Below are 23,206 nucleotides of genomic sequence, written 5' to 3'. Positions count from 1 at the left end.
CCTCTTAGAATGAATCAAAAGAAGCTCAAGTAAAAGAGTTGCATGGTGATGCAATCGAGCATTTATTAACATCCAAGTTGCTAAACTACCTAATGTATAAAACCATGATACAAAAAGAGACAAAGAAAATGAATCACTTCAAAAAGCCGGTCTTCTTTCCGAGATCCTCGAAGGCATCCAGAACGTACTGGAGGTCCTCCCTGCTGTGCGCCGCGGAAGGTTCGAGCCTTATCCTGGCGGTTCCGAGCGGGACGGTCGGGTAGACTATCGCCTGCGCGAATATGTTGTACTCGTCGTACAGGCGCCTTGAGAACTCCTGAGCGGTCTTCTCGTCGTAGAGCATGACGGGGGTAATCGGGTGCTTGGTGTTGCCGAGGTCGTAGCCGAGGTCTCTCAATCCGTTCTGGAGGAAGTGGGTGTTCTCCCAGAGCCTCTTGACGAGCTCGTCGCTGTGCTGGAGTATCTCAACCGCTGCAATGGCCGCGGCAACGTCGGGCGGGTTCGGTGCGCTGGAGAAGAGGAACGGCCTGCCCCTCTGTCTGAGGTACTCGATGGCCTCCTCCGGACCGGCGACGTAGCCGCCGATGACACCGAAGGCCTTGCTGAGCGTTCCCATCTCGAAGTCAACCCTATCGTGGAGGTTGAAGTGGTCGACGATACCCCTTCCGCTGTCTCCGAGGACGCCCTCACCGTGGGCGTCGTCTATGTAGAGCATGGCATCGTACTGCTCGGCCAGCTCGGCCATCTCCGGCAGCGGGGCAAGGTCACCGTCCATCGAGAAGACACCGTCGCTGACGATTATCTTCTTCTCCTTGTCCTTGTTCTCCTCAAGCTTCTTCTTGAGGTCGTCCATGTCGAGGTGCTTGTAGATGACCTTCGGGGCGCCGCTGAGGCGCATTCCGTCTATGATGCTTGCGTGGTTCAGCTCCTCGCTGATGAACACACCGTTGTCCTTCTTGGTGAGGAGGGCGCTCAGCGCTCCGAGGTTGGCGTTGTATCCGCTCTGGAAGAGTATGGCTGCTTCTCTCTTCTTGAACTTTGCCAGCTTCTCCTCAAGCTCCACGTGGAGCTCCATCGTTCCGGCTATGGTTCTAACCGCTCCAGCACCGACGCCGTAGTCGAGGATTGCCCTTATGGCGGCCTCCTTTATCTTGGGGTGGGCGGCCAGGCCGAGGTAGTTGTTCGAACACATGTTCAGAACGCGCTTTCCATCAACGACGACCCAGGGCCCCTGGGCGCTCTCAAGCTTTCTGATGGTCACATAAAGGCCTTTCTCCTTGAGCTCCTTGAGCTCTTCCCTAATCCAGTCGAGCTTCGCCATGAGAACCACCGGTGATTTTTGGACATCGAGGTATAAAAGTTTTGCACATGGCAAAAGGCTTAATACCCCCAAAGCTCATAAGCCCCTTAGGTAGGGTGATAGCTATGCCGGAGGAAGTTAAGGAGGTTAAAATCCTCGAAAAACCGTGGGTTGAGAAGTACAGGCCCCAAAAGCTCGACGACATGGTGGGTCAGGATCACATAGTTAAGAGGCTCAAGCACTACGTTAAAACAGGTTCGATGCCCCATCTGCTATTTGCAGGGCCTCCCGGCGTCGGGAAGTGCCTCACGGGGGATGCAAAGGTTATAGTCAACGGTGAGCTGACTACAATAGGCGGGCTCGTTGAGAGGCTGAGCAACGGCAGATTCGGCCCGACCCCTGTTAAAGGCCTTAGGGTTATCGGCGTTGATGAAGACGGCAAACTCACGGAACTGCCCGTTGAGTACGTTTACAAGGACAAGACGGATGAGCTCGTCAGAATAAGGACGAGGCTCGGTAGGGAGCTCAAGGTTACTCCGTACCACCCGCTCCTCGTGAACAGGAGGGACGGAAGGATAGAATGGGTTAGGGCCGAAGAGCTTAAGCCGGGTGATAGACTGGCCGTTCCGCGCTTCCTCCCGGCGATCCTTGAGGAAGATCCTCTCGCCGAGTGGCTTGGCTACTTCATCGGGGACGGCCACGCGGATTCAACAACAAACGCAATAACCTTCACGAACACTGACGAAAGGCTGAGGAAGCGCTTCATGCAACTCACCGAGAGGCTCTTTCCGGATGCGAGGATTAAGGAGAGAATTCACAAAAACCGCGCTCCTGACGTCTACGTGAACTCAAAGATGGCGAAGGAACTTGTTAAGAGCCTCGGCCTTGCGGGCAGAAAAGCGGACAGGGTTTACATACCCGGACAGGGCTGGAAGGGCCTGCGCTCCTTCCTGAGGGCCTACTTTGACTGCGATGCAGGGGTGGAAAGCAACGGGATAGTCCTCTCGACCGCGAGCAGGGAGATGGCTGAGCAGGTCTCCTACGCACTTGCGGGGCTTGGGGTGGTTGCCAAAGTTAGGAGCAGGGTCACGAAGGGACGCACGTACTACTACGTTGTCATCTCGGGCTCCGAGAACATCTCGCGCTTCCTCTCCAAGGTTGGCTTCTCGGTCGAGGAGAAGGGGAGAAAGGCCAAGGCCTTGATAAAGAGACCGAACCCCAATTTCGGCTCGCTTTATGCCGACAGGGAACTGGTTTCCTACGTCAGGGACAGGCTTAAGCTTAACTTCTACGACGACAAGGCCCGGTGGAGTCCAGAGAGGGCCAAGAGGATAGCTTGGGAGCTCATGAAGGAAATCTATTATCGCCTCGACGAGCTGGAGAGGCTTGAAAAGGCCCTGTCGAGAAGCATCCTTATAGACTGGAACGAGGTCGAGAGAAGAAGGAAGGAAATAGCGGAGAAGACAGGAATAAGGGCCGACCGGATTCTGGAGTACATCCAGGGTAGGCGGAAGCCGAGCTTAAGGAACTACCTCAGGATTGCAAGGGTTCTTGGAGTCGAACTTGAGGAGACAATAGAGGCTATGAGGCTGTTTGCGAGGAAGTACTCCAGCTACGCTGAGATTGGAAGGCTTATCGGCACGTGGAACTCGAGCGTTAGAATAATCCTTGAGAGCAACACGGAGAAGATAGAGGCCCTTGAGGATATCAGAAAAGCCGAGCTGAAGCTTTTGAAGGAGATGCTCAACGACGAAAAGCTCAAAAGGGGCATTGCTTACCTGATCTTCCTTGCCCGGAACGAGCTTCTCTGGGATGAGATAGCAGAGGTCGAGAAGCTAAAGGGCGACTTCGTGATCTATGACCTACACGTGCCGGGTTACCACAACTTCATCGGCGGTAATCTTCCGACGGTTCTCCACAACACAACGGCTGCTCTGGCCCTCGCGAGGGAGCTCTTCGGCGAGGGCTGGAGGCACAACTTCCTTGAGCTGAACGCGAGCGACGAGCGCGGAATAAACGTCATCCGCGAGAAGGTCAAGGAGTTCGCGAGAACCAAGCCGATTGGCGGGGCGAGCTTCAAGATAATATTCCTCGATGAGGCGGACGCTTTGACCCAGGACGCCCAGCAGGCCCTGAGGAGAACGATGGAGATGTTCTCGAACAACGTCCGCTTCATCCTGAGCTGCAACTACTCCTCAAAGATAATAGAGCCCATTCAGAGTCGCTGTGCCATCTTCCGCTTCAGGCCCCTCCGTGACGAGGACATAGCGAGGCGCATAGAGCTTATAGCCGAGAACGAGGGGCTCGAACTAACGGAGGAAGGACTTCAGGCGCTCCTCTACGTGGCTGAGGGTGACCTCAGGAGGGCCATAAACGTTCTGCAGGCCGCTGCAGCCCTTGACACCAAGATAACCGATGAGAACGTCTTCCTCGTTGCCAGCAGGGCAAGGCCCGAGGACGTCAGACAGATGATGCAGCTGGCTCTGGAGGGCAACTTCCTCAAGGCCCGGGAAAAGCTCAGGGAGATACTCCTCAAGCAGGGCCTGAGCGGCGAGGACGTTCTCATCCAGATGCACAAGGAGGTCTTCAACCTGACGATACCAGAGGACAGGAAGGTTGCTCTGGCCGACAAGATAGGCGAGTACAACTTCAGGCTCGTTGAAGGTGCCAACGAGATGATACAGCTTGAGGCCCTGCTGGCCCAGTTCACCCTGATGGGTAAGTGATGGCCATGCCGCGGGACGTTCCTTGGGTCGAGAAGTACCGGCCGAGGCGCCTGGGGGAGCTGATAAACCAGACCAAGGCCCTGGGGCAGGTTAGGGCATGGATAGAGGCGTGGCTCCAGGGCAGCCCGCCGAAGAAGAAGGCGCTGATTCTGGCTGGCCCCCCCGGGACAGGTAAGACGGCGACGGTCTACGCCATAGCCAGGGAGTACGGCTTCGAAATAATCGAGCTCAACGCCAGCGACGAGAGAACCTACGAGAAGGTGGAGCGCTACGTCCAGGCCGCCTACACCCTCGACATCCTCGGGAAGAGGAGGAAGCTCATATTCCTGGACGAGGCCGACAACATGGAGCCGAGCGGGGCCAGGGAGATAGCGAAGCTGATAGACCGGGCCAGGAACCCCATAATAATGAGCGCCAACCACTACTGGGAGGTTCCGAGGGAGGTAAGGAACAAGGCCCAGATAGTCGAGTACAAGCGCCTGACCCAGAGGGACATCATAAAGGGGCTCGTGAGAATCCTCCACGCGGAGGGCTTAACCGTTCCGAAGGAGGTTCTCTATGAGATAGCCAAGCGCGCCAACGGCGACCTTAGGGCGGCGATAAACGACCTCCAGACGGTTGTGTCCGGCGGGATAGAGGATGCCGTCGAGGTTCTCGCCTACCGCGACACGGAAAAGAGCGTCTTCCAGGCTCTGGCCCAGCTCTTCGCAACCGACAACGCCAAGAGGGCCAAGCTGGTCGTTCTCGGCGTTGACATGTTTCCCCACGAACTCCTCCAGTGGATAGACGAGAACCTCCCCTACGTCTACTACAGATCTGAGGACATAGCGAGGGCATATGAGGCGCTCAGCAAGGCGGACATGTACCTCGGCCGGGCGCAGAGGACGGGCAACTACGGCCTCTGGAAGTACGCCACAGACATGATGACCGCGGGTGTCGCTGTTGCGGGGGTTAAGAGAAAGGGCTTCGTGAGGATTTATCCGCCCAGGACCATAAAGCTCCTCACGGAGAGCAAGGCCGAACGCTCGCTCAGGGACTCGGTGCTCAGGAAGATAATGAAGGAGATGCACATGGCGAAGCTCGAAGCCCTGGAGACCCTCAACGTTCTCAGGGCGATATTCGAGTACAACCCGGAAATGGCGGCGCACTTCGTAGTGTACCTCGACCTTGACCTCAAGGAGGTCGAGTTCATAGTGGGGGACGGGGAGAAGGCCAGGACGATATGGGGCAAGAGCATGAACATTGAGAAGAAGCTTAAGGAGCGCGGGGAGCTTGAGGAACACGTGAGGGTTGCGGCTGAGAAAGAGCCTGAAGAAGAGGGTGAAGCTGAGAAAGAAGCTGAGGAAGAGTCGGAAGAGGAGATAACCGAGGAGGAGCTTGAGAAGGCCGAGGAGGAAATGGAAGCCGTCGGAAAAAGCGGGGAGAAGATAGACAAACCCAGGAAGAAGGGCAAGCAAGCGACGCTGTTCGACTTCCTGAAGAAGTGAGGCATTTTTGGTTATTTTTATCCTTCAAGATATGGATTCTCAATGTTTTTGTATTCCGTAAAATATAAAATTGTTGGCATCTTGTATCTTATGGAGATGAACATGCTGACGAGAGAAGAGATCATCGAGGTGCTGGCTCCATACAACCTCTGGGGGGGCAGGGAATGGAAGGCCGTGATGAGGGAGAAGTACATCTCGTCGATTGAGGAGAGACTACCCCACGGAGCTGTGGCACTCATTGGAACCCGACGCTCCGGAAAAACAACCTTGGCTAGACTGTTTTTGATGGGATTCGTGGAAGCGGGGAACTCTCCCGACGCTACGCTTTACGTAAACCTGGAGGATCCGAGGTTTTCCCCCTACCTAAAGCCCGAGCTCCTTGAGGAGATTTTCTCCGCGTACAGAACCTACGTTTACAGTGGCAGAAACCCGATAGTGGTTCTCGACGAGGTTCAAAACGTGCCCGGCTGGGAGAGATGGGTCAGGAAGGTCCTCGACCTCGGTGAGGCTGGGGTTATAGTGACGGGTTCAACGTCTTCCCTCCTCCGCTCCGAGCTTTCAACTCTCCTGACTGGCAGGGTTCTGCCAATTGAGGTGTTTCCCCTCAGTTTTGGGGAATTCTTGGCTTTCAAGGGACTTTCAGGAGACATGAAAAGCATTCTTGGTAAGAAGAGAAGAGTTGAAGCTCTGTTGAGGGAATATCTTGAGTTTGGGGGGTTCCCCCAGGTAGTCCTCACGGAAGACGAATCTCTGAAGGGCGAGCTCCTCAGGGAGCTCTTCGAGGGTGTAGTCCTGAGAGACATAGCGTACAGGCACGGCTTCCGGGACGCTAGGACAGTTAAGATAGTTGCCGAACTAGCCCTGAGCAGGTTTTCATCCCTTGTCAGCGTTTCCAGACTCAGAAACGAGCTTGCCGGGATAGTTGGCAGAAAAGTGTCCCCCAACTTTGTTGACGCAGTCCTCGACGCGATGGACGAGGCCTATCTGAGCTTCCGCGTTCCTGTGCTCTCTCCTAAAGTTAAGGACGCGATGCGCTATCCAAAGAAGCTCTACGCCATCGATACAGGGATCGCTAACATAGTTGGGATCCGTTTTACTGAGAACGTCGGCAGGCTCGCCGAGAACGCTGTGGCAAGGCATCTCCGCCAGCGCTTTGGGGAGGTCTACTATTACCGCGGGAAGAGAGATGTTGACTTCATCGTTAAAGAAGGCACGGGAGTCACGCGGGCGATTCAGGTGAGCTGGGACATTGATGAGAGCTGGGATAGGGAAGTTGAAGGGTTAGTAGAGGCCGCCAAAACCTTTGGACTCAGGGAGGGGACAATAATAACGGGCTGGAAGTCCTGCGAGGAGAAAATTGGGGGAATAGCGGTTAAGTGCATACCTCTGTGGAGGTTTCTGCTCTCCCTAGACACTAATCCACAACCCTCACGTCCGCACAGACCTTGAAAACGTGCGGCTTGAAGTCGCTCACTTTCTTTATCCTCACCCCGCACTCTTTTCCCTGTCTCCTGCACTCCTCAAGGATCCTCCCCCTGAAGTTCCTGATTTCCGTTTCATGCACGAAGTCGTAGTAGTGGAGCCATCTCCCGGCCTTTGAGAGGGTCAGCGCGAGCGCATCAACGCCCCTCGGTGTTGGGCTTATAACGCGGTCGTAGGTCGGAAGCTCCGGGAGAACCTCAAAAACATCGCCGTGGATGAACTCTATCTCCCCCTTCAGCTTTTTCCCGTTTAGCTCGATGTTCTCAAGGCCGAGCTCGTACGCCTCTCTGTTCAGCTCCACTGCGGTAATTTTGACCCTCTTATAGCGCGCTATGACGAGCGCATACGGCAGGACGCCGGCGAAGGGAATCAGGATCCTTTCGCCGTCCCTCACGAGCTGGGCCAGCCGATAACGCTCGCCCTTCATCCTCGGGTTGAAGAAGGCCTTCGAGAGGTCGACCTTTATCTCGACGCCGTTCTCTTTGTGAACCGTGCTCAGTCTCCTCTCACCCCAGATTATCGAGTAGTCCCTTATCCTGAAGGCCCCCTCGTGGAACCCCTTCCTGGCGATGACCCTCAGAAACGGATGGACCTTTCTTAGGGCCCAGACTATGTCCTCAACCCGATGCTCAAGCTCCGGGGGTATCTGGATGACCGCTATGTCGCCTATTATGTCGTAGCGCCTAAGGTGCTTCAGCTCTTCCTCGCCCAGCCTCCCGGCGAGGACGCTCTCAAGGTTCCTGTATATCTGCCTCTCCGGCCGGAGTGGGAGCTCTACAGGGATAACCTCGTAGCCGAGCCCTTCAGTCCGTGGGTCGCTGATAACCGGGAGGAGAACGTACCCCTCCTCCCTCCTCGGCCTCCTCTTCCCATCGTAGAGGCCAAGGCTCTTTAGCCTTCTCTTGACGGGCTCTGCCTCTCTCCTAGGAACTTTAAGTGCCGGCATCTTTCCTCGGTATAAGTTTGGAGGGGGATTAAAAAGCCTTCACTTCCAGTAGGGCTCGCGCATGAGAACGGCCTGCCTCAGGATTTCGGCCAGCTCCTCATCACTCGCCCCGTTTCTCATGGCTGTGGCGAAGTCTATCAGGTCGTTCTTTCTCAGGAGGCACGTCTTGAACTTGCCGTCGGAGGTGACCCTCAGGCGGGTGCAGTTGGCGCAGAAAACCGTGTTGTGCATGGCCCTCACGACCTCGACCTCGGCGATGCCGTAATCGGTGGGGACGAAGTACTTCCTCCTTCTGTGCATCCGCCTCTCGCGGACTTCAACGGCCATTTCCCCAAGCTTCCTCTCGACCGGTTTGAGGGGGTAGAAGTACTTTCTGAAGAACCCCGTCTCCGTGAACTCCCTCGGGGCTTCGAGCTCTATGAGCTGGAGGATCGCCCCGGTCTTTGCCGCAAAGTCCACCATCTCCCATATCTCGTCATCGTTGAGGCCCTTCATCACGGTCATGTTGAGCTTTACCGGGGACAGATACCTGACGGCTTCGTCAATGCCCTCCAGGACGGTGTCCAGCATGTCGGCCCCGGTTATTTTCCTGTAAACGTCCCTTCTGAGGCTGTGGAGCGAGACGTTGACCCGGTCCAGGCCTGCCTCGGCCAGGGGTCTGGCCAGCTCCTTCAAGCGGCTTCCGTTGGTCGTCATGGAGAGGTCTCTGAGGTAGGGCTTTATCCGTCTCACGATTTCAATGATGTCCCCCCTCACCGTTGGCTCGCCGCCGGTAAGCTTGACCTTCTTTATTCCGAGCCTCGACGCTATGCGGACGAGCCTCTCTATCTCCGAGGGCGTCAGCTCCAGCCTCGCGTTGAAGTGCTGCCCCTCCCTGTGGCAGAAGAAGCACGCGTAGTTGCAGTCCTGGGTGAGCGAAATCCTCAGGTTCGTTACTGGCCTGCCGAAGCGGTCGTAGAGGGTCATTAAACCACCGGAATGATTAGTCTTCTGGCTTAAAAAAAGGTTTTGGGTAAGCTCTATTGTTTAACACACCCCCATCGAAAACTACAAGTAGGGGGAAGCGCAAGATTAAGGCCAGGGGGTTTTCCGCATGAACGTTGAGGAGGTTAAGGCCCAACTTTCACACCTCGAGTCGCTTCACTCCACTTTTGAGCGACAGTTTCCAGCCATCTACGAGGAAAGAGATTGGCAGGCTCTTCTGGAAAGGGTGAAGTCCCTGTACAACATATCGAGGGAGAAGCTTGAGATAGCGTCGTCCCTGTACCGTGAGATGGGAAGCTTCGGCGGCCACATAGAGGAGCAGGCAAAGGAGCTGTACCGCAACGAGTATCAGATGAAGTTTCGCCTTGAGGAGATACTTTCCCTTCTCGTCAGAGAGCACGACTACGACACAAAGATAAAGCTCTCGACTGCCCTGGACCGGCTTGTCCAGTTCCACAGGGTTTACGACTACGCAGTCAGGAAGGCACTGGGCGAGATGCTTCGGGAGGTCGAGGGGCTGAGCCTTTTGGCAGGGGGCGAAAAGGAGAAAAAGGTACCCGCTGGTATAATGGGGGAGCTCAGGAAAATTAAGACACTTGAGGCCGAGCTTGAAATCTTAAAGGTTTTCCTGCTCAGGCTTTACACCCATCCGGGCGACGTCCATAAGGTTGAAGAGGCCCTGAGGGACTGGCACTCCAGAGGGCTGCTGTGGGTCGAGGCGAGAAACGTTGAAAAGCTGAGCGGGGTCGAAAATGCCGGGGAGATACTCGAAGGACTCACGCTCATCGGAGTGGTGGAAAAGAAAATGAGGGGTGGTGAAGGTGTCTACAGACACAGGAGTTTCAGTTCGAGTTAGGGGCATCTACTCAACGGCCCTTACAAAGCTCTTCCTCGACAGGGGCTTCGGAATCTCACAGCCCAGCAACAGGATCGTCGAGCGCTTCAACCTCGAAAAGACCTACGACGAGTTTGATGTTGATGTTTACGACAAAAAAGACCACCACGGGGTAATCCTGGTCGGGACGAAGGTTGAGGAGGTAAAGGCAGTCCTTGAGGACGAGCTCATAGACGTTTTCTTTAGGAAGCTCCCCTACCAGCTCTACGGCATCTACAAGGGAATGGTGGTCAAAAGGGACGAGCGCTACGTCTACATAGACATAGGAAGTGCCATCGGAACAGTGGTCGCCAGCGAACTGCCGCGTGCGATGGAGGGCGACGAGGTTCTCGTTCAGGTTAAGAAGCACAACCTCCTTCCCCAGCTGAGCGTTGTCCTGACTATCCCGGGCGACTATGCGGTTCTCATCCCGAAGCCGATAGGTGCACAGAGGCACGTCAAGATATCCAGAAAGATAAGGGAGCAGAGCGAGCGCGAGAGGCTCCGCATCCTCGGACTCAGCATAGACCTGGGCGAATGGGGTATCCTCTGGAGGACGGCCGCGGCCTACAAGGACTGGAACACCCTTCGGGACGAGATAATAAAGCTCTCCAAGCTGGCGGACAGGCTCAAGAAGGCGGACTCCTACACGGCCCCCTCCCTCATCATAGAGGGGAGGAACATATACGAGGTTGAGTTCGGCGGCGGGGCCAAGAAAAAGCTCGACGAGATAAGGAACCGGGTCGTTCCAACGGTGGAGGGCCACCACCAGCTGAAGGCCTACGATCCGGAGCTGAGCTTCGCGGTGGAGATAGCAGAGGGAATCCTTTCGAAGGTTCCCGCCCAGAGGGAGAAGGTAAAGACGGGCTTCTGGGAGGCCCTCATAGCCAACAAGGGCCCCAAGAAGGGCTGGCTCTTCAGCCTTGAGCACTACAAGCCCGACGGGCAGAGGATAAAGATAGGGCCCGGCGAGATACTCGAGGTGTCCCAGAACCCGCTCAGGGTGAGGTTCAAGCGGCACCTCAAGCCCGGGAAGTTCTACGACGGCCTGGACATACCCATAGAGTTCGGAGACTACGTCATAACGGAGATAGAGGCCGGAAAGTGGTGGTTCGTGCACCGCTACTACGACCGCAGCGGCAACCTCAAGGGCGAGTACTACAACATCAACACGCCGGTGGAGATATACCCGGACAGGGCGCGCTACATCGACCTCGAAGTTGACATCGTCAAGTGGCCGGACGGCAAGAAGGAGATAGTAGACAAGGAGAAGCTCACCCAGCACTACGAGGAGGGCGTCATCACGGAGAAGCTCTACAGGGCCGTCCTGAGGATAGTGCAGGAGGTTTACGAGAGGGTTTGACAGCCAAAAGTCTTTAATATTTCACTTCCTTTTCTATCCCCGGTGATAAAATGAAGCCGGGGGTTCTAAGGGGTTACTCCAAGGGCATCAAAAAGGTTCATCGGGCGGGTGCGACTACCGAGTATTCTTACCGCACGGCTTTTCACGAGTTTCTCAGAAGTCTGTTCTCGAAGGAGTACAATGTCAAAATAATCCATGAACCCGGAAGGGAGACATTCGGTGCGCCGGATTTCAAGGTGTTCACTGATTCCGGGATCATCGGATACATCGAGACCAAGGCTCCTGACGTTGACCTTCACAGGCTTCCAAAGAGAGATAAAAGTCAGATCAAGCGCTATTCTGAGAGGCTGGACAACTTCATACTGACCAACTACCGTGACTTCGTTCTCTACCAAAGGGGCAAGAAGGTTGATGAGGTTTCTCTCCTCGATGAGGACTTCAACCTGATTGAGTCGAACGTGGAGAAGTTCAACCGGCTTATCCAGAGGTTTCTGAGCTTTGCAGTCCCCAGTATTAAGGATCCTGAGAGTCTTGCCCACATTCTGGCAAAGAGGGCTATGATCCTGAAGGATGTGGTTCTCGAAAATATGGGCGAGGATGAGCAGCTCCAGTACCTCTACCAGGCATTTAAGGAGCACCTCATGGCGGGAATGAAGAAGAGCGAATTTGCAGATGCATACGCCCAGACCGTTGTCTACGGCCTCTTCATGGCCAGGTTCACGATAAAGGGCCGCCTCACGAGGGAAAACGTTGCCTTCAGAGGCGTTCCTAAGTCTCTCCGCGTCGTCCACGAGATTTTCAAGTACATAGCCTCCGATCTCCCAGACTACCTTGAGTGGATCGTTGAGGAGCTCATTGCAATACTCAACAACGTGGACGTTGAGGAGCTTAAGAGACGCTTCCACTTCGGAAACGGCGAGTTCGACCCGTTCCTGCACTTCTACGAGACTTTTCTGGCCGAGTACAGTCCAAATCTCAGGAAGTCGAAGGGTGTTTATTACACTCCAATTCCGGTGGTTGAGTTCATCGTGAACTCCGTGGATGAAATCCTAAAAGAAAAGTTTGGGAAGAGGCTCCATGATGGGGGCGTTACCATACTCGACCCCGCTACCGGAACTGGAACGTTCTTAGCTGGGGTCCTCGACAGGATACACAGGAACATCAAGGGGACTCTCTTCCAGCTCTACCTCAAGGAACGCCTGTTGAACAACATCTACGGCTTTGAAATCCTAATCTCTCCATACCTTGTCGCCCATCTCAAGCTCTCGATGGTGCTCAACCAGTGGGGCATAAAGCTGAAAGACGATGAGAGGTTCAGGATTTACCTCACCAACGCCCTTGACTTGATGCGGGAGAGGGGACAGGCTGGTCTATTTGAGAGGGCTTTGGACAAGGAGAGCGAGGAAGCCGACAGGGTGAAGAAGGAGGCAAAGATATTCGTGGTCATTGGAAACCCGCCTTATGAAACAAGAAAAGATGAGACTTACATTCAGACTCTCCTAAAAGACTACATGAAAGGCTTGGGGGTTGAGAAGGAGAAATCCAGAAACGCCCTACAGGACGATTACGTTAAGTTCATCCGCTTCGCCCAGTGGAAGATAGATCAGAACGGTAAAGGAATAGTCGGCTTCATCACGAACAACTCGTACCTTGACGGCCTCGTCCACAGGAGGATGAGGCAGAGCCTCATGGAGAGCTTCGATGAAATCTACATTCTCAACCTCCACGGGAACGCGAGGAAGGGTGAAAGCGACGAGAACGTCTTTGACATACAGCAAGGTGTTGCCATAGCGCTCTTCGTGAAGCTAAGGGAAGGAAAGCACAGGGCCGAGGAATGTAAAGTCTATCACTGCTCAATAGTCCACGATAGCGGAAAGACGACGAGAGAAGAGAAGTATAATTTCCTGAGGAGCGAGAGCTGGAAAACGGTTGAGTGGAAGGAACTCAAGCCCAAAGAGCCATACTACTTCTTTGTACCAAAAGACCTCAGCCTTGAGGAAGAGTACAGCAAGTTCCCGAAGCTGGACGAGATTTTTGAGGTTTATAGCACTGGTGTTACGACATTCAGAGATGATCTTACAATACATTTCACTCCTTGGGAACTTGAAGCTGTTGTAAAAGACTTTGTAAGTTTACCCGAGTCGGAACTCCGGAGAAAGTACGGAGTACAAGATTCTAGGGATTGGCAGTTGCACAATGCAGTTATCGGACTGAAAGAAGACTTCGAAACATTGGGTTCTAATTGGGATAGAGTTAGGACGAAACGAATAAAACCCATACTTTACAGGCCTTTTGATATTAGATGGACATATTTCTTCAATAAGTCACGATCGTTTGTTGCATATCCACGGTATGAATCCCTAAAGCACTTAGCTCTCCATGACAATATGGCCCTCGTTACATCAAGGCAGGTTCTTAACGAATTTGATGCCGTCCTTGTCGTTCCAACGGTAACTGTCCACAGAATCTTTGCTGCTCAGAACGTGAACAAGGCTTACCTTTTCCCCACCTACCTATACTCCGACGATGGCAAAACCAGAAGGCCCAACCTAAAGCCGGAGTTCCTCGAAGAGCTTAGAAAACACTACGGCGATATTACTCCAGAAGACTTCCTCTACTACACATACGCAGTCCTTCACGATCCCAAGTACCGGAAGAGATACGCCGAGTTCCTCAAGTTTGACTTTCCGAGGATACCGCTCTACGACAGGGAGACCTTCGAAAAATACAGAGACATCGGCGAGGAACTCGTCAGGCTCCACCTCATGAAGGTAGACTTTCCAATCGAGCCGAAGCTAATCGGCGACGACCTCACAGTCGAGAAGGTGAAATATGATGGTAAGAACTGCGTGGCGATAAACAAGACGACGAAGCTCTGCGGAATTCCGCCGGAGGTCTGGGAGTACACCATAGGCGGTTATCGCGTGATAGAGAAGTACCTCAAGGGCAGGAAGGGAAGGAAGCTGAGCCTTAAAGAGATTGAGCACATCTACAAGGTTGTAGAAATTCTCAAGAGGACGATAGAGCTGGTTAAGGAGCTTGAGAAAATCGAGTCGAGGTTCTAATTTTCCTTTTTCTTGTTTTAGTAATATACTGCCAAGGCAATATTTAGAAACTTCCCTTTTGAGCTTCTGGTTTCCCTTTGGCGGCCTCCTCAATCCCCTTCTCCGTTATCCTGAAGTAGACCATTCCCCCCTCGGGCCTGAATCGGTGCCTCTCAAGGATGGCCACCCTCATTCCGGGAGTGTTGAGCTTGTCGAGCCTGAGGATGTCCTTGGTGCGGTAGTTGAGGGTGTGTTCGGCGACGGGCTTCATCCTCTCCGCCCTGCTGTCGAAGTGAACCTGATTTATGACCACCACGGGGATGCGGTTTCTCCTCGCTATCCACAGGAGAACCTGGAGCTGTTTGCCGAGCTCGGCCGTGAGGTTCTTCCTGTGCTCTTCAACGCGGTAGTGTGCCGTTATTGAATCCACCACCACGAGGGAAAACGACCCATCAACGACCTTTTTCAGGCTTCCTATGGTGCGTCTCTGCTCCTTGAAATCGGAGGGTGTGAAAAGGATGAACCTCTGGAGGGCCTCCTCCGGATTCAGTCCCCGGGATTCGGCCATCTGGCTCAGCCTTTCCGGTGAGAAACCTCCCTCCGTGTCAACGTAGGCGACCTTTCCCGAACTGAGAAGGCCTATCTGCACCGCGAGCGTTGTCTTCCCGGTGGCAAAGCTCCCGTAAATCTGGGTCAGAACTTCCTCGGCTATGCCCCCTCCAAGAAGCTCGTCGAGTGATTTTACCCCCGTGGTGAGCATCAGTCCCACCGCTATAGGGTGAGCTCCTCATAGGGTTCCATGGGGCGAACCATGACCCAGATGCGCCGCTTTCTCAGTTCGTTCTGGAGCTTTTCGACGCTCCCCTGCCCGTAAATCCCGTAGTGCATTGGGATGACGATTCTGGGTCTTATGTCCTCTATTATCTGCGCCGCCTCGCGTTCGTTTGCCGTTGAGCGTCCGCTGATGGGCACCAGGAGAACGTCCACCTTCCCGCGGAGCTTCTGGAGGGCGGGGGTTGAATAGGTATCGCCGGTGTGGAGGAGGGTCTTGTCGCCCTCTATGATGTAGCCCACTGGGTACTGGCTTGACGGGTGCTCCATGTAGACGGCGGTAACCTTGACGCCGTTCCCAAGCTCCAGCGTCTGCCCTTCTTCTATTTCCCTGACCCTGGTCACGCCGTCGCTGATGGCCATCATGTACACCGGCTTCGGCCCTATGACCTCAGCGTTTCTCAGCCTTGAGAGCAGTTCGACCTTGCCGTAGTGGTCAACGTGCTCGTGGGTTATCAGTATGTAGTCCACCTCTCCTATCCTGTCGTCCTCAACCTCTGGGTACGGGTCGATGAGCAGTCTCACACCATTCGTCTCGACCCAAAAGCACGCGTGTCCGTACCAGATAATCTTCATCGGTGATACCTCCTCTGATGGGTTCGGTGAGGTGGACTTAAAGTTTTTCATTGGCGGTTCTTTTTGAAAACTTGCCAGGGCTAGTTTCGGAGAGTCTGGCGTAGATTTTATATACTTCGTTTTCGTCACCATACTGATGTGTGCCGAGAATTCAAACCGCAAAAGGGGTCTGATAGTGCGCGAACCCTTTGCAACGCTCATAGCCGAGGGGAAGAAGGTCTGGGAGATAAGAAAATCCCGGACTAGGATCAGGGGGAGAGTCCTCATAATCAGCGGCGGCAGGGCCGTTGGAAGTGCGGAGCTGGTTGACGTTCTCGGTCCCTTCACCCCCGAGGAACTCGGTGAGCATGCCGACAAGCACCTGGTTGATGTGGATTTTCTCAGGGAGTACTCTGGAGGAAAGCCCCTATACGCCTGGGTCTTCCGCAACGCGGAGAAATTCGATGGGCCGAGGAAAGTTCGCGTCCCCAGAGGCGCCCAGGTGTGGGCCAACGTGGTGGTGGAGGATGAATAAGAGGCGCTTCATAATCCCTCCCGTTTCGCTTCCGGTTCTTTTCCTGATATTCATCATCTTCTTGGCGGTATTCGTCATATTTTCGAGCATAGTCATGGCGGCCTTTGAGAAGCTTGGAATACCCCCCGAGGTCGCGTATGCACTCTTCATTTTCGCACTTCTCGGGAGCTTCATCAACATCCCCATCGCGGAGGAGGTCTCCTACGAGCCGGTCATCGGCCTGAGGGAGGTTCGCTTCTTCGGAATCTCCTACCCAGTCCCCTACTTTGATTGGGCTGAGAGGAGGGTGATAATAGCCATAAACGTCGGCGGGGCGCTGGTTCCTCTGAGTATAGTCCTCTATGAGATCTTCAGGCTGCTCTACCTGGCCCAGTTCGCTCTGCTCTTTAACACGCTTCTGGCCACGGTGATAGCTGCCGTCTTCAGTCACGCCTTTGCCAGGCCCGTCAGGGGTTTGGGGATAGCGATGCCCATGTTCCTTCCTCCGCTGATAGCCATGCTCCTCGGCTGGCTTCTGGGGGACGGCAACCCCAACCTCGTGGCCTACGTCAGCGGAACGATGGGAGTCCTCATCGGCGCGGATATAATGAACTGGGAGCGTATCAAGAACCTGGGTGCACCGATGGTCAGCATAGGGGGTGCCGGCACCTTCGACGGAATCTTCCTCGCGGGTGTTATTGCCGTCCTTCTGGTATGACGGTGGGTTTATAAGTCCCTGATTGAACACTCCAACGGCAAAACGAGGTGGTGCTCATGTTCGTGGTCGGAAGCGGTGCCAGGCATCTGGAGGATGAGCTAAGGGCCCTGGGCGGCGAGGTTCTTGATGTTGAGATAAAGAGATTCCCCGACGGTGAGAAGTACGTCAGGATCCTGGGTTCTTCGGAGGAGGTTACCGTTGTTCAGTCCACGTTCTCTCCCCAAGACGAGCATCTGGTTGAGCTGATTCTAATGGCCGATGCGCTGCGCGAGAGGGGGGTTCAGAAGCTCAGGGCCGTCGTTCCTTACCTGGCGTACTCCAGACAGGACCGGGTCACAAAGGACGGAGAGCCCGTGAGCGTTAGGGCCGTACTCAGAGTCCTGGCCGTTTACTACGATGAGCTCTACGTCTTTGACCTCCACAATCCCGAGACCCTCAGGTTCTTCCCCGGCAAGGCGGTCAACCTTTCTCCGGCGAGGGCCATAGCGGACTATTTCGGGGAGAAGCTCGGTGAGGGCATTGTGCTCGCCCCTGACAAGGGAGCCCTTGCGAGGGCGAAGGCAGTTGCCGAAAGGCTGGGCCTTGAGTACAGCCACTTCCACAAGGTTCGCATCTCCCCAACGGAGGTCCAGATGAAGCCTGTTGACGTTGATGTGAGGGGGAAGAACGTGCTCATAGTCGATGACATCATAAGCACGGGGGGGACGATGGTCAGGGCCGCAAACCTGCTGAGGGACATGGGTGCAGAGAAAGTCTTCGTCGCGGCCACTCACGGAGTTTTCGCCGAGGGGGCAATAGAGAGGGTGGGCAAAGCCGTTGACGAGCTTGCCGTCACGAACACCATACCGACGCCGGTTTCGAAGATAAGCGTAGTGCCTGACATACTGAGCCTTTAGCGGTGGTCTCTTTAAGGGAGAAGCTGGCCGCCCTCGTCCTTTTTCTCTCCTTTGCAGGAGGGGTATGTGCTCCTTGGGTGATGACCCCTGCCATGCCCCTCCGGGTTTTCTTTCTCGGCAGGTTGCTGCCCCTGAGTGATAACCCACGCTCCTTCTGACTTCCCTGTGATCACACTCGGCTGGTACGTGGCCGTGTCTCTCGGCGCCTGTCTGGGGCTGGGTGATGAAGAGTCTCTCACAGTGAGTGCTGTGGTCTCGGTGGTTGCTTTTCTCAGTTCATGTTCCTCTGAATCCTGCAAAAATTTTTGTCATTTTTATGTCTAAAATTGTGCATTTTAGCGGCGTCTTTTGACAGCTTCTTTTTTAAAAATATGCCCGGTGAGGGGTTTTGCAAAAATTTTTCACTGCTGGGGTTCACCCCTATTGGGTGGAGCGCCCGAACAGGGCGCGAAACACCCGGGCGCCAAGACGGCGGCGTCGGGGGGACAGGGTGCAAAGCACCTACTCATGAACCCCGCCCTCCAGCCCGGGTCACAAAAAGGTGCGCTCCCGAGGAAACGCCGAAAGGCGGACCCCTCGGGGGTAAGGCAGGCCCGACATCCCGACTAAACCCCGGACGGATATTTGGTACTTCCCCTTGAGGGAAGTCCCACCGGCCGTACTCCTTGCTCAATTCCGGTTGATCCTGCCGGAGGCCACTGCTATGGGGGTCCGACTAAGCCATGCGAGTCATGGGGCGCGCTCTGCGCGCACCGGCGGACGGCTCAGTAGCACGTCGGTAACCTACCCTCGGGAGGGGGATAACCCCGGGAAACTGGGGCTAATCCCCCATAGGCCTGAGGTACTGGAAGGTCCTCAGGCCGAAAGGGGCATCTGCCCGCCCGAGGATGGGCCGGCGGCCGATTAGGTAGTTGGTGGGGTAACGGCCCACCAAGCCGAAGATCGGTACGGGCCATGAGAGTGGGAGCCCGGAGATGGACACTGAGACACGGGTCCAGGCCCTACGGGGCGCAGCAGGCGCGAAACCTCCGCAATGCGGGCAACCGCGACGGGGGGACCCCCAGTGCCGTGGCATCGCCACGGCTTTTCCGGAGTGTAAAAAGCTCCGGGAATAAGGGCTGGGCAAGGCCGGTGGCAGCCGCCGCGGTAATACCGGCGGCCCGAGTGGTGGCCGCTATTATTGGGCCTAAAGCGTCCGTAGCCGGGCCCGTAAGTCCCTGGCGAAATCCCACGGCTCAACCGTGGGGCTTGCTGGGGATACTGCGGGCCTTGGGACCGGGAGAGGCCGGGGGTACCCCTGGGGTAGGGGTGAAATCCTATAATCCCAGGGGGACCGCCAGTGGCGAAGGCGCCCGGCTGGAACGGGTCCGACGGTGAGGGACGAAGGCCAGGGGAGCGAACCGGATTAGATACCCGGGTAGTCCTGGCTGTAAAGGATGCGGGCTAGGTGTCGGGCGAGCTTCGAGCTCGCCCGGTGCCGAAGGGAAGCCGTTAAGCCCGCCGCCTGGGGAGTACGGCCGCAAGGCTGAAACTTAAAGGAATTGGCGGGGGAGCACTACAAGGGGTGGAGCGTGCGGTTTAATTGGATTCAACGCCGGGAACCTCACCGGGGGCGACGGCAGGATGAAGGCCAGGCTGAAGGTCTTGCCGGACACGCCGAGAGGAGGTGCATGGCCGCCGTCAGCTCGTACCGTGAGGCGTCCACTTAAGTGTGGTAACGAGCGAGACCCGCGCCCCCAGTTGCCAGTCCTCCCCGCTGGGGAGGAGGCACTCTGGGGGGACCGCCGGCGATAAGCCGGAGGAAGGAGCGGGCGACGGTAGGTCAGTATGCCCCGAAACCCCCGGGCTACACGCGCGCTACAATGGGCGGGACAATGGGATCCGACCCCGAAAGGGGAAGGGAATCCCCTAAACCCGCCCCCAGTTCGGATCGCGGGCTGCAACTCGCCCGCGTGAAGCTGGAATCCCTAGTACCCGCGTGTCATCATCGCGCGGCGAATACGTCCCTGCTCCTTGCACACACCGCCCGTCACTCCACCCGAGCGGGGTCTGGATGAGGCCTGATCTCCCTTCGGGGAGGTCGGGTCGAGTCTGGGCTCCGTGAGGGGGGAGAAGTCGTAACAAGGTAGCCGTAGGGGAACCTACGGCTCGATCACCTCCTATCGCCGGAAAATCCGTCCGGGGGGTCTAAGGGATGTCGGGCCTGCCTTCCGTGGGCCGGTAGCTCAGCCTGGGAGAGCGTCGGCTTTGCAAGCCGAAGGCCCCGGGTTCGAATCCCGGCCGGTCCACCACGAAGAGGTGCACATCCCGAGCACGGCTCGGGGTGGAAGGGTCCTAGGCCCCGAACAGGGGTCACGATGAGGACCGTGCACAGGCCGATTGACCCAAAAAATGCCCAGCCCCCTGAGTAGGGGGCAGAAAACCTAAGCCGCCTGGTGGATGGCTCGGCTCGGGGCGCCGACGAAGGGCGTGGCAAGCTGCGATAAGCCCCGGCGAGGCGCAGGCAGCCGTCGAACCGGGGATTCCCGAATGGGACCTCCTGCGGCTCTTGCCGCACTCCCAGTCGGGAGGGGGAACGCGGGGAATTGAAACATCTTAGTACCCGCAGGAAAAGAAAGCAAAAGCGATGCCGTGAGTAGGGGCGACCGAAAGCGGCACAGGGCAAACTGAACCCTTCGGGGAAACCCGGAGGGGATGTGGTGTAGTAGGGCCCTGCGTTGGAGCCTCGAGGGTGAAGCCGAAGTCCGCTGGAACGCGGCGCCGAAGAGGGTGAAAGCCCCGTAGGCGTAAGCCCTCAGGCTCCTGCAGGGTTCCTGAGTACCGTCGGTCGGATATCCGGCGGGAAGCTGGGAGGCATCGGCTCCCAACCCTAAATACGTCCCGAGACCGATAGCGAACTAGTACCGTGAGGGAAAGCTGAAAAGCACCCCTGGCAGGGGGTGAAAAGAGCCTGAAACCAGGCGGCGATAGGTGGGTGCGGCCCGAAAGGGTTGACCCTCCCCGAAGGAAACACGGGCGACCGTGGAGTACGAGGGGAGGCGACCGGGGTTGCACCGTCCGTCTTGGATCACGGGGCAGGGAGTTCACGGCCGTGGCGAGGTTAAGGGGGTCAACCCCGAAGCCACAGGGAAACCGACAGGTCCGCAGCCCGTAAGGGTGAGGGACGGGGTGTGAAAGCGCCCGGAGTCACGGCCGTGAGACCCGAAGCCGGTCGATCTAGCCCGGGGCAGGGTGAAGTCCCTCAACAGAGGGATGGAGGCCCGCTAGGGATGCTGACGTGCAATTCGCTCCCGTGACCTCGGGCTAGGGGTGAAAGGCCAATCGAGGCCGGCGATAGCTGGTTCCCGCCGAATTATCCCTCAGGATAGCCCGGCCGGAGGTAGGCGGTGGGGTAGAGCACTGATTGGGGGTTTAGGGGGAGAAATCCCCCGGCTCCCTGTCAAACTCCGAACCCACTGCCGCCGTAGATGGCCGGAGTAGGGTGGCGGTGTAAGCCGTCAACCGAGAGGGGAACAACCCAGACCGGGGTTAAGGCCCCTAAATGCCGGCTAAGTGTTACTCCAAAGGGTGTCCCTGGCCTTAGACAGCGGGGAGGTAGGCTTAGAAGCAGCCATCCTTTAAAGAGTGCGTAACAGCTCACCCGTCGAGGTCAGGGGCCCCGAAAATGGACGGGGCTTAAGCCGGCTGCCGAGACCCCGGCGCACGGACCGATTGGTCCGTGATCGGGTAGGCGGGCGTGCCGGTGGGGTGGAAGCCGGGCCGTAAGGTCCGGTGGACCCGTCGGTATTGTGGATCCTGCCGGGAGTAGCAGCATAGCCGGGTGAGAATCCCGGCCGCCGAAGGGGCCAGGGTTCCACGGCAATGTTCGTCAGCCGTGGGTTAGTCGGTCCTAAGCGGGCCCGTAACTCGGCGCCCGCGAAAGGGAAACGGGTTTATATTCCCGTACCGCGGTGGTAGGTGCGGCAACGCAAGCCCAGAGGGTGACGCCTCGGGGTAGGCGGACCGGCCCACAAGGCCGGCTAAGCGTATAAGTCCGGGGAGTGCCGTAATGGCGAGAACCGGATGAAAGCGCGAATGGCCTCCCGTAAGGGGGGTTCCGCCGATCCCTGGGGCCCGTGAAAAGCCCTCTGGGAACGATCCACCGCGACCGTACCGAGAACCGACACCGGTGTCCCTGGGTGAGAAGCCTAAGGCGTGTCGGGGGAAACCCAGCCGAGGGAACTCGGCAAATTGGCCCCGTAACTTCGGGAGAAGGGGTGCCTGCGGGTGCGTAACCCGCAGGTCGCAGTGACTAGGGGGGCCCGACTGTTTAGTAAAAACACAGGTCCCAGCTAGCCCGAAAGGGTTTGTACTGGGGCCGACGCCTGCCCAGTGCCGGTATGTGAAGCCCGGGTTCAACCGGGTGAAGCACCGGTAAACGGCGGGGGTAACTATAACCCTCTTAAGGTAGCGAAATTCCTTGTCGGTTAAATGCCGACCTGCATGAATGGCGTAACGAGGTCCCCACTGTCCCCGGCTGGGGCCCGGCGAAACCACTGCCAGGCGCATATGCCTGGGACCTCCGGTGGGAAGCGAAGACCCCATGGAGCTTTACTGCAGCCTGCCGTTGCCGTACGGCGGGGGGTGCGCAGCGTAGGCGGGAGGCGTCGAAGCCCGTCCTCCGGGGCGGGTGGAGCCGTCCATGAGACACCGCCCACCCTCTGCCGTACGGCTAACCCCCGATGGGGGGGACAGCGGTAGGTGGGCAGTTTGGCTGGGGCGGCACACCCTCGAAAAGGTATCGAGGGTGCCCTAAGGTCGGCTCAGGCGGGTCAGGAATCCGCCGTAGAGTGCAAGGGCAAAAGCCGGCCTGACTGGACCCGTAACAGAGGCGGGTCCAGCCGCGAAAGCGTGGCCTAGCGAACCCCTGTGCCTCCCCGGTGGGGGCCAGGGATGACAGAAAAGCTACCCTGGGGATAACAGAGTCGTCTCGGGCGAGAGCCCATATCGACCCCGAGGCTTGCTACCTCGCTGTCGGCTCTTCCCATCCTGGCCCTGCAGCAGGGGCCAAGGGTGGGGGTGTTCACCCATTAAAGGGGAACGTGAGCTGGGTTTAGACCGTCGTGAGACAGGTCGGATGCTATCTACCGGAGGTGTTGGCCGCCTGAGGGGAAGGCTCCCCCAGTACGAGAGGAACAGGGAGCCGCGGCCTCTGGTCTACCGGTTGTCCTACAGGGCACAGCCGGGCAGCTACGCCGCGTCCGATAAGGCCTGAAAGCATCTAAGGCCGAAGCGGTCCCCGAAAATAGGCGGCCACTCCCAGGCGCAGGGGGTCGGGCGACCGGTCCTTTGCCTGGGACGAGGGCTCGGGAAGAAGACCCGTTTGATGGGGCGGGGATGTAAGCGGGAAGGGAAACCGACCCGTTCAGTCTGCCGCTCCCAACAGCCCGAGGTTTCTGTCCCTGAAAGGGGGGCTGGGCATTTGATAGGTCAATCGGCCTGTGCAC

General features: G+C 56.8%; 14 protein-coding genes, 1 tRNA gene and 2 rRNA genes. 12 read left to right on the top strand and 5 right to left on the bottom strand.

All coding sequences use genetic code 11. From position 1 onward, the window contains the following. Window positions 1-133: 133 nt before the first annotated feature. Window positions 134-1,321 (bottom strand): glycine C-acetyltransferase, encoded by a 1,188-nt coding sequence (locus ACZ5M3_RS06235; RefSeq protein WP_464840778.1) that lies wholly within the window; start codon window positions 1,319-1,321, stop codon window positions 134-136. Window positions 1,322-1,425: 104 nt separating this feature from the next. Here ACZ5M3_RS06235 and ACZ5M3_RS06230 point away from each other — a divergent pair, with 104 nt between their 5' ends. The 3 genes from ACZ5M3_RS06230 (at window position 1,426) to ACZ5M3_RS06220 (ending at window position 6,962) form a co-directional block, all read left to right on the top strand. Next, entirely contained in the window at window positions 1,426-4,026 is a 2,601-nt protein-coding gene (locus ACZ5M3_RS06230) for a replication factor C small subunit (RefSeq protein WP_464838850.1), read from the top strand. A 5-nt stretch (window positions 4,027-4,031) separates the two neighbouring features. Further along, window positions 4,032-5,513, top strand: coding sequence for a replication factor C large subunit (locus ACZ5M3_RS06225; protein WP_464840777.1), 1,482 nt, complete (start codon window positions 4,032-4,034; stop codon window positions 5,511-5,513). Window positions 5,514-5,609: 96 nt separating this feature from the next. After that, window positions 5,610-6,962: an ATP-binding protein gene (locus ACZ5M3_RS06220; protein ID WP_464838849.1), complete on the top strand. Its 1,353-nt coding sequence runs from the start codon at window positions 5,610-5,612 to the stop codon at window positions 6,960-6,962. Here ACZ5M3_RS06220 and taw22 read toward each other — a convergent pair. Both taw22 and moaA read right to left on the bottom strand, forming a co-directional pair. Next, window positions 6,928-7,941, bottom strand: coding sequence for a tRNA (guanine(37)-N1)/4-demethylwyosine(37)-methyltransferase Taw22 (taw22, locus tag ACZ5M3_RS06215; RefSeq protein WP_464838848.1), 1,014 nt, complete (start codon window positions 7,939-7,941; stop codon window positions 6,928-6,930). The two genes, ACZ5M3_RS06220 and taw22, sit on opposite strands and share 35 nt — an antisense overlap. Window positions 7,942-7,980: 39 nt before the next feature. Continuing rightward, entirely contained in the window at window positions 7,981-8,907 is a 927-nt protein-coding gene (moaA, locus tag ACZ5M3_RS06210) for a GTP 3',8-cyclase MoaA (RefSeq protein ID WP_464838847.1), read from the bottom strand. A 127-nt stretch (window positions 8,908-9,034) separates the two neighbouring features. On the opposite strand from moaA, the gene ACZ5M3_RS06205 reads away from it, so the two are divergent. From ACZ5M3_RS06205 to ACZ5M3_RS06195, 3 genes are read left to right on the top strand one after another with little or no spacing between them, the layout of a single operon-like run. Continuing rightward, window positions 9,035-9,781 carry a hypothetical protein gene (locus ACZ5M3_RS06205; protein ID WP_464838846.1) on the top strand — a complete coding sequence of 249 codons (747 nt, stop codon included), beginning with the start codon at window positions 9,035-9,037 and terminating at the stop codon, window positions 9,779-9,781. Then, on the top strand, window positions 9,747-11,162 hold the full coding sequence (locus ACZ5M3_RS06200; protein WP_464840776.1) for a ribonuclease FAU-1 family protein: 1,416 nt from the start codon (window positions 9,747-9,749) through the stop codon (window positions 11,160-11,162). Before ACZ5M3_RS06205 ends, ACZ5M3_RS06200 begins: the two co-directional genes overlap by 35 nt. 50 nt (window positions 11,163-11,212) lie before the next feature. Continuing rightward, window positions 11,213-14,227 carry a type ISP restriction/modification enzyme gene (locus ACZ5M3_RS06195; RefSeq protein ID WP_464838845.1) on the top strand — a complete coding sequence of 1,005 codons (3,015 nt, stop codon included), beginning with the start codon at window positions 11,213-11,215 and terminating at the stop codon, window positions 14,225-14,227. Window positions 14,228-14,270: 43 nt separating this feature from the next. On the opposite strand, the gene radB is transcribed toward ACZ5M3_RS06195, so the two are convergent. Both radB and ACZ5M3_RS06185 read right to left on the bottom strand, forming a co-directional pair. Beyond that, complete coding sequence (gene radB / locus ACZ5M3_RS06190; protein ID WP_464838844.1) at window positions 14,271-14,966, bottom strand: DNA repair and recombination protein RadB; 696 nt, start codon at window positions 14,964-14,966, stop codon at window positions 14,271-14,273. Window positions 14,967-14,977: 11 nt separating this feature from the next. Next, entirely contained in the window at window positions 14,978-15,613 is a 636-nt protein-coding gene (locus ACZ5M3_RS06185; protein ID WP_464838843.1) for an MBL fold metallo-hydrolase, read from the bottom strand. A gap of 136 nt (window positions 15,614-15,749) precedes the next feature. Here ACZ5M3_RS06185 and ACZ5M3_RS06180 point away from each other — a divergent pair, with 136 nt between their 5' ends. The 6 genes from ACZ5M3_RS06180 to ACZ5M3_RS06155 all read left to right on the top strand — a co-directional run bounded on the left by ACZ5M3_RS06180 (window position 15,750) and on the right by ACZ5M3_RS06155 (window position 23,162). Then, the gene (locus tag ACZ5M3_RS06180) at window positions 15,750-16,127 is read left to right on the top strand and encodes an ASCH domain-containing protein (RefSeq protein WP_464838842.1); all 378 of its coding nucleotides are present in this window, start codon (window positions 15,750-15,752) and stop codon (window positions 16,125-16,127) included. Further along, window positions 16,120-16,824 (top strand): DUF1614 domain-containing protein, encoded by a 705-nt coding sequence (locus ACZ5M3_RS06175; RefSeq protein WP_464838841.1) that lies wholly within the window; start codon window positions 16,120-16,122, stop codon window positions 16,822-16,824. Before ACZ5M3_RS06180 ends, ACZ5M3_RS06175 begins: the two co-directional genes overlap by 8 nt. Window positions 16,825-16,880: 56 nt before the next feature. Beyond that, window positions 16,881-17,720, top strand: coding sequence for a ribose-phosphate diphosphokinase (locus tag ACZ5M3_RS06170; protein ID WP_464840775.1), 840 nt, complete (start codon window positions 16,881-16,883; stop codon window positions 17,718-17,720). Window positions 17,721-18,392: 672 nt separating this feature from the next. Next, a 16S ribosomal RNA gene (locus ACZ5M3_RS06165) occupies window positions 18,393-19,881 on the top strand. Window positions 19,882-19,934: 53 nt separating this feature from the next. Next, window positions 19,935-20,011 (top strand) — tRNA-Ala (locus ACZ5M3_RS06160). Between the two features lie 120 nt (window positions 20,012-20,131). After that, window positions 20,132-23,162, top strand: a 23S ribosomal RNA gene (locus ACZ5M3_RS06155). Together the 16S and 23S rRNA genes with 1 tRNA gene alongside form the textbook arrangement of a ribosomal RNA operon. The last annotated feature ends 44 nt before the right edge of the window (window positions 23,163-23,206 follow it).

The organism is Thermococcus coalescens (genome assembly GCF_055392585.1).
Note: the sequence above shows the minus strand (reverse complement) of the source record. Positions and strands in the feature narration are given on the sequence as shown.

Coding starts and splice junctions, on each gene's coding strand:
- ACZ5M3_RS06225 (WP_464840777.1), top strand. CDS start 4,032: ATGCCGCGGGACGTTCCTTGGGTCGAGAAGTACCGGCCGAGGCGCCTG.
- ACZ5M3_RS06185 (WP_464838843.1), bottom strand. CDS start 15,613: ATGAAGATTATCTGGTACGGACACGCGTGCTTTTGGGTCGAGACGAAT.
- ACZ5M3_RS06180 (WP_464838842.1), top strand. CDS start 15,750: ATGTGTGCCGAGAATTCAAACCGCAAAAGGGGTCTGATAGTGCGCGAA.
- ACZ5M3_RS06175 (WP_464838841.1), top strand. CDS start 16,120: ATGAATAAGAGGCGCTTCATAATCCCTCCCGTTTCGCTTCCGGTTCTT.
- ACZ5M3_RS06170 (WP_464840775.1), top strand. CDS start 16,881: ATGTTCGTGGTCGGAAGCGGTGCCAGGCATCTGGAGGATGAGCTAAGG.
- ACZ5M3_RS06230 (WP_464838850.1), top strand. CDS start 1,426: ATGCCGGAGGAAGTTAAGGAGGTTAAAATCCTCGAAAAACCGTGGGTT.
- taw22 (WP_464838848.1), bottom strand. CDS start 7,941: ATGCCGGCACTTAAAGTTCCTAGGAGAGAGGCAGAGCCCGTCAAGAGA.
- moaA (WP_464838847.1), bottom strand. CDS start 8,907: ATGACCCTCTACGACCGCTTCGGCAGGCCAGTAACGAACCTGAGGATT.
- ACZ5M3_RS06220 (WP_464838849.1), top strand. CDS start 5,610: ATGAACATGCTGACGAGAGAAGAGATCATCGAGGTGCTGGCTCCATAC.
- radB (WP_464838844.1), bottom strand. CDS start 14,966: ATGCTCACCACGGGGGTAAAATCACTCGACGAGCTTCTTGGAGGGGGC.
- ACZ5M3_RS06205 (WP_464838846.1), top strand. CDS start 9,035: ATGAACGTTGAGGAGGTTAAGGCCCAACTTTCACACCTCGAGTCGCTT.
- ACZ5M3_RS06235 (WP_464840778.1), bottom strand. CDS start 1,321: ATGGCGAAGCTCGACTGGATTAGGGAAGAGCTCAAGGAGCTCAAGGAG.
- ACZ5M3_RS06195 (WP_464838845.1), top strand. CDS start 11,213: ATGAAGCCGGGGGTTCTAAGGGGTTACTCCAAGGGCATCAAAAAGGTT.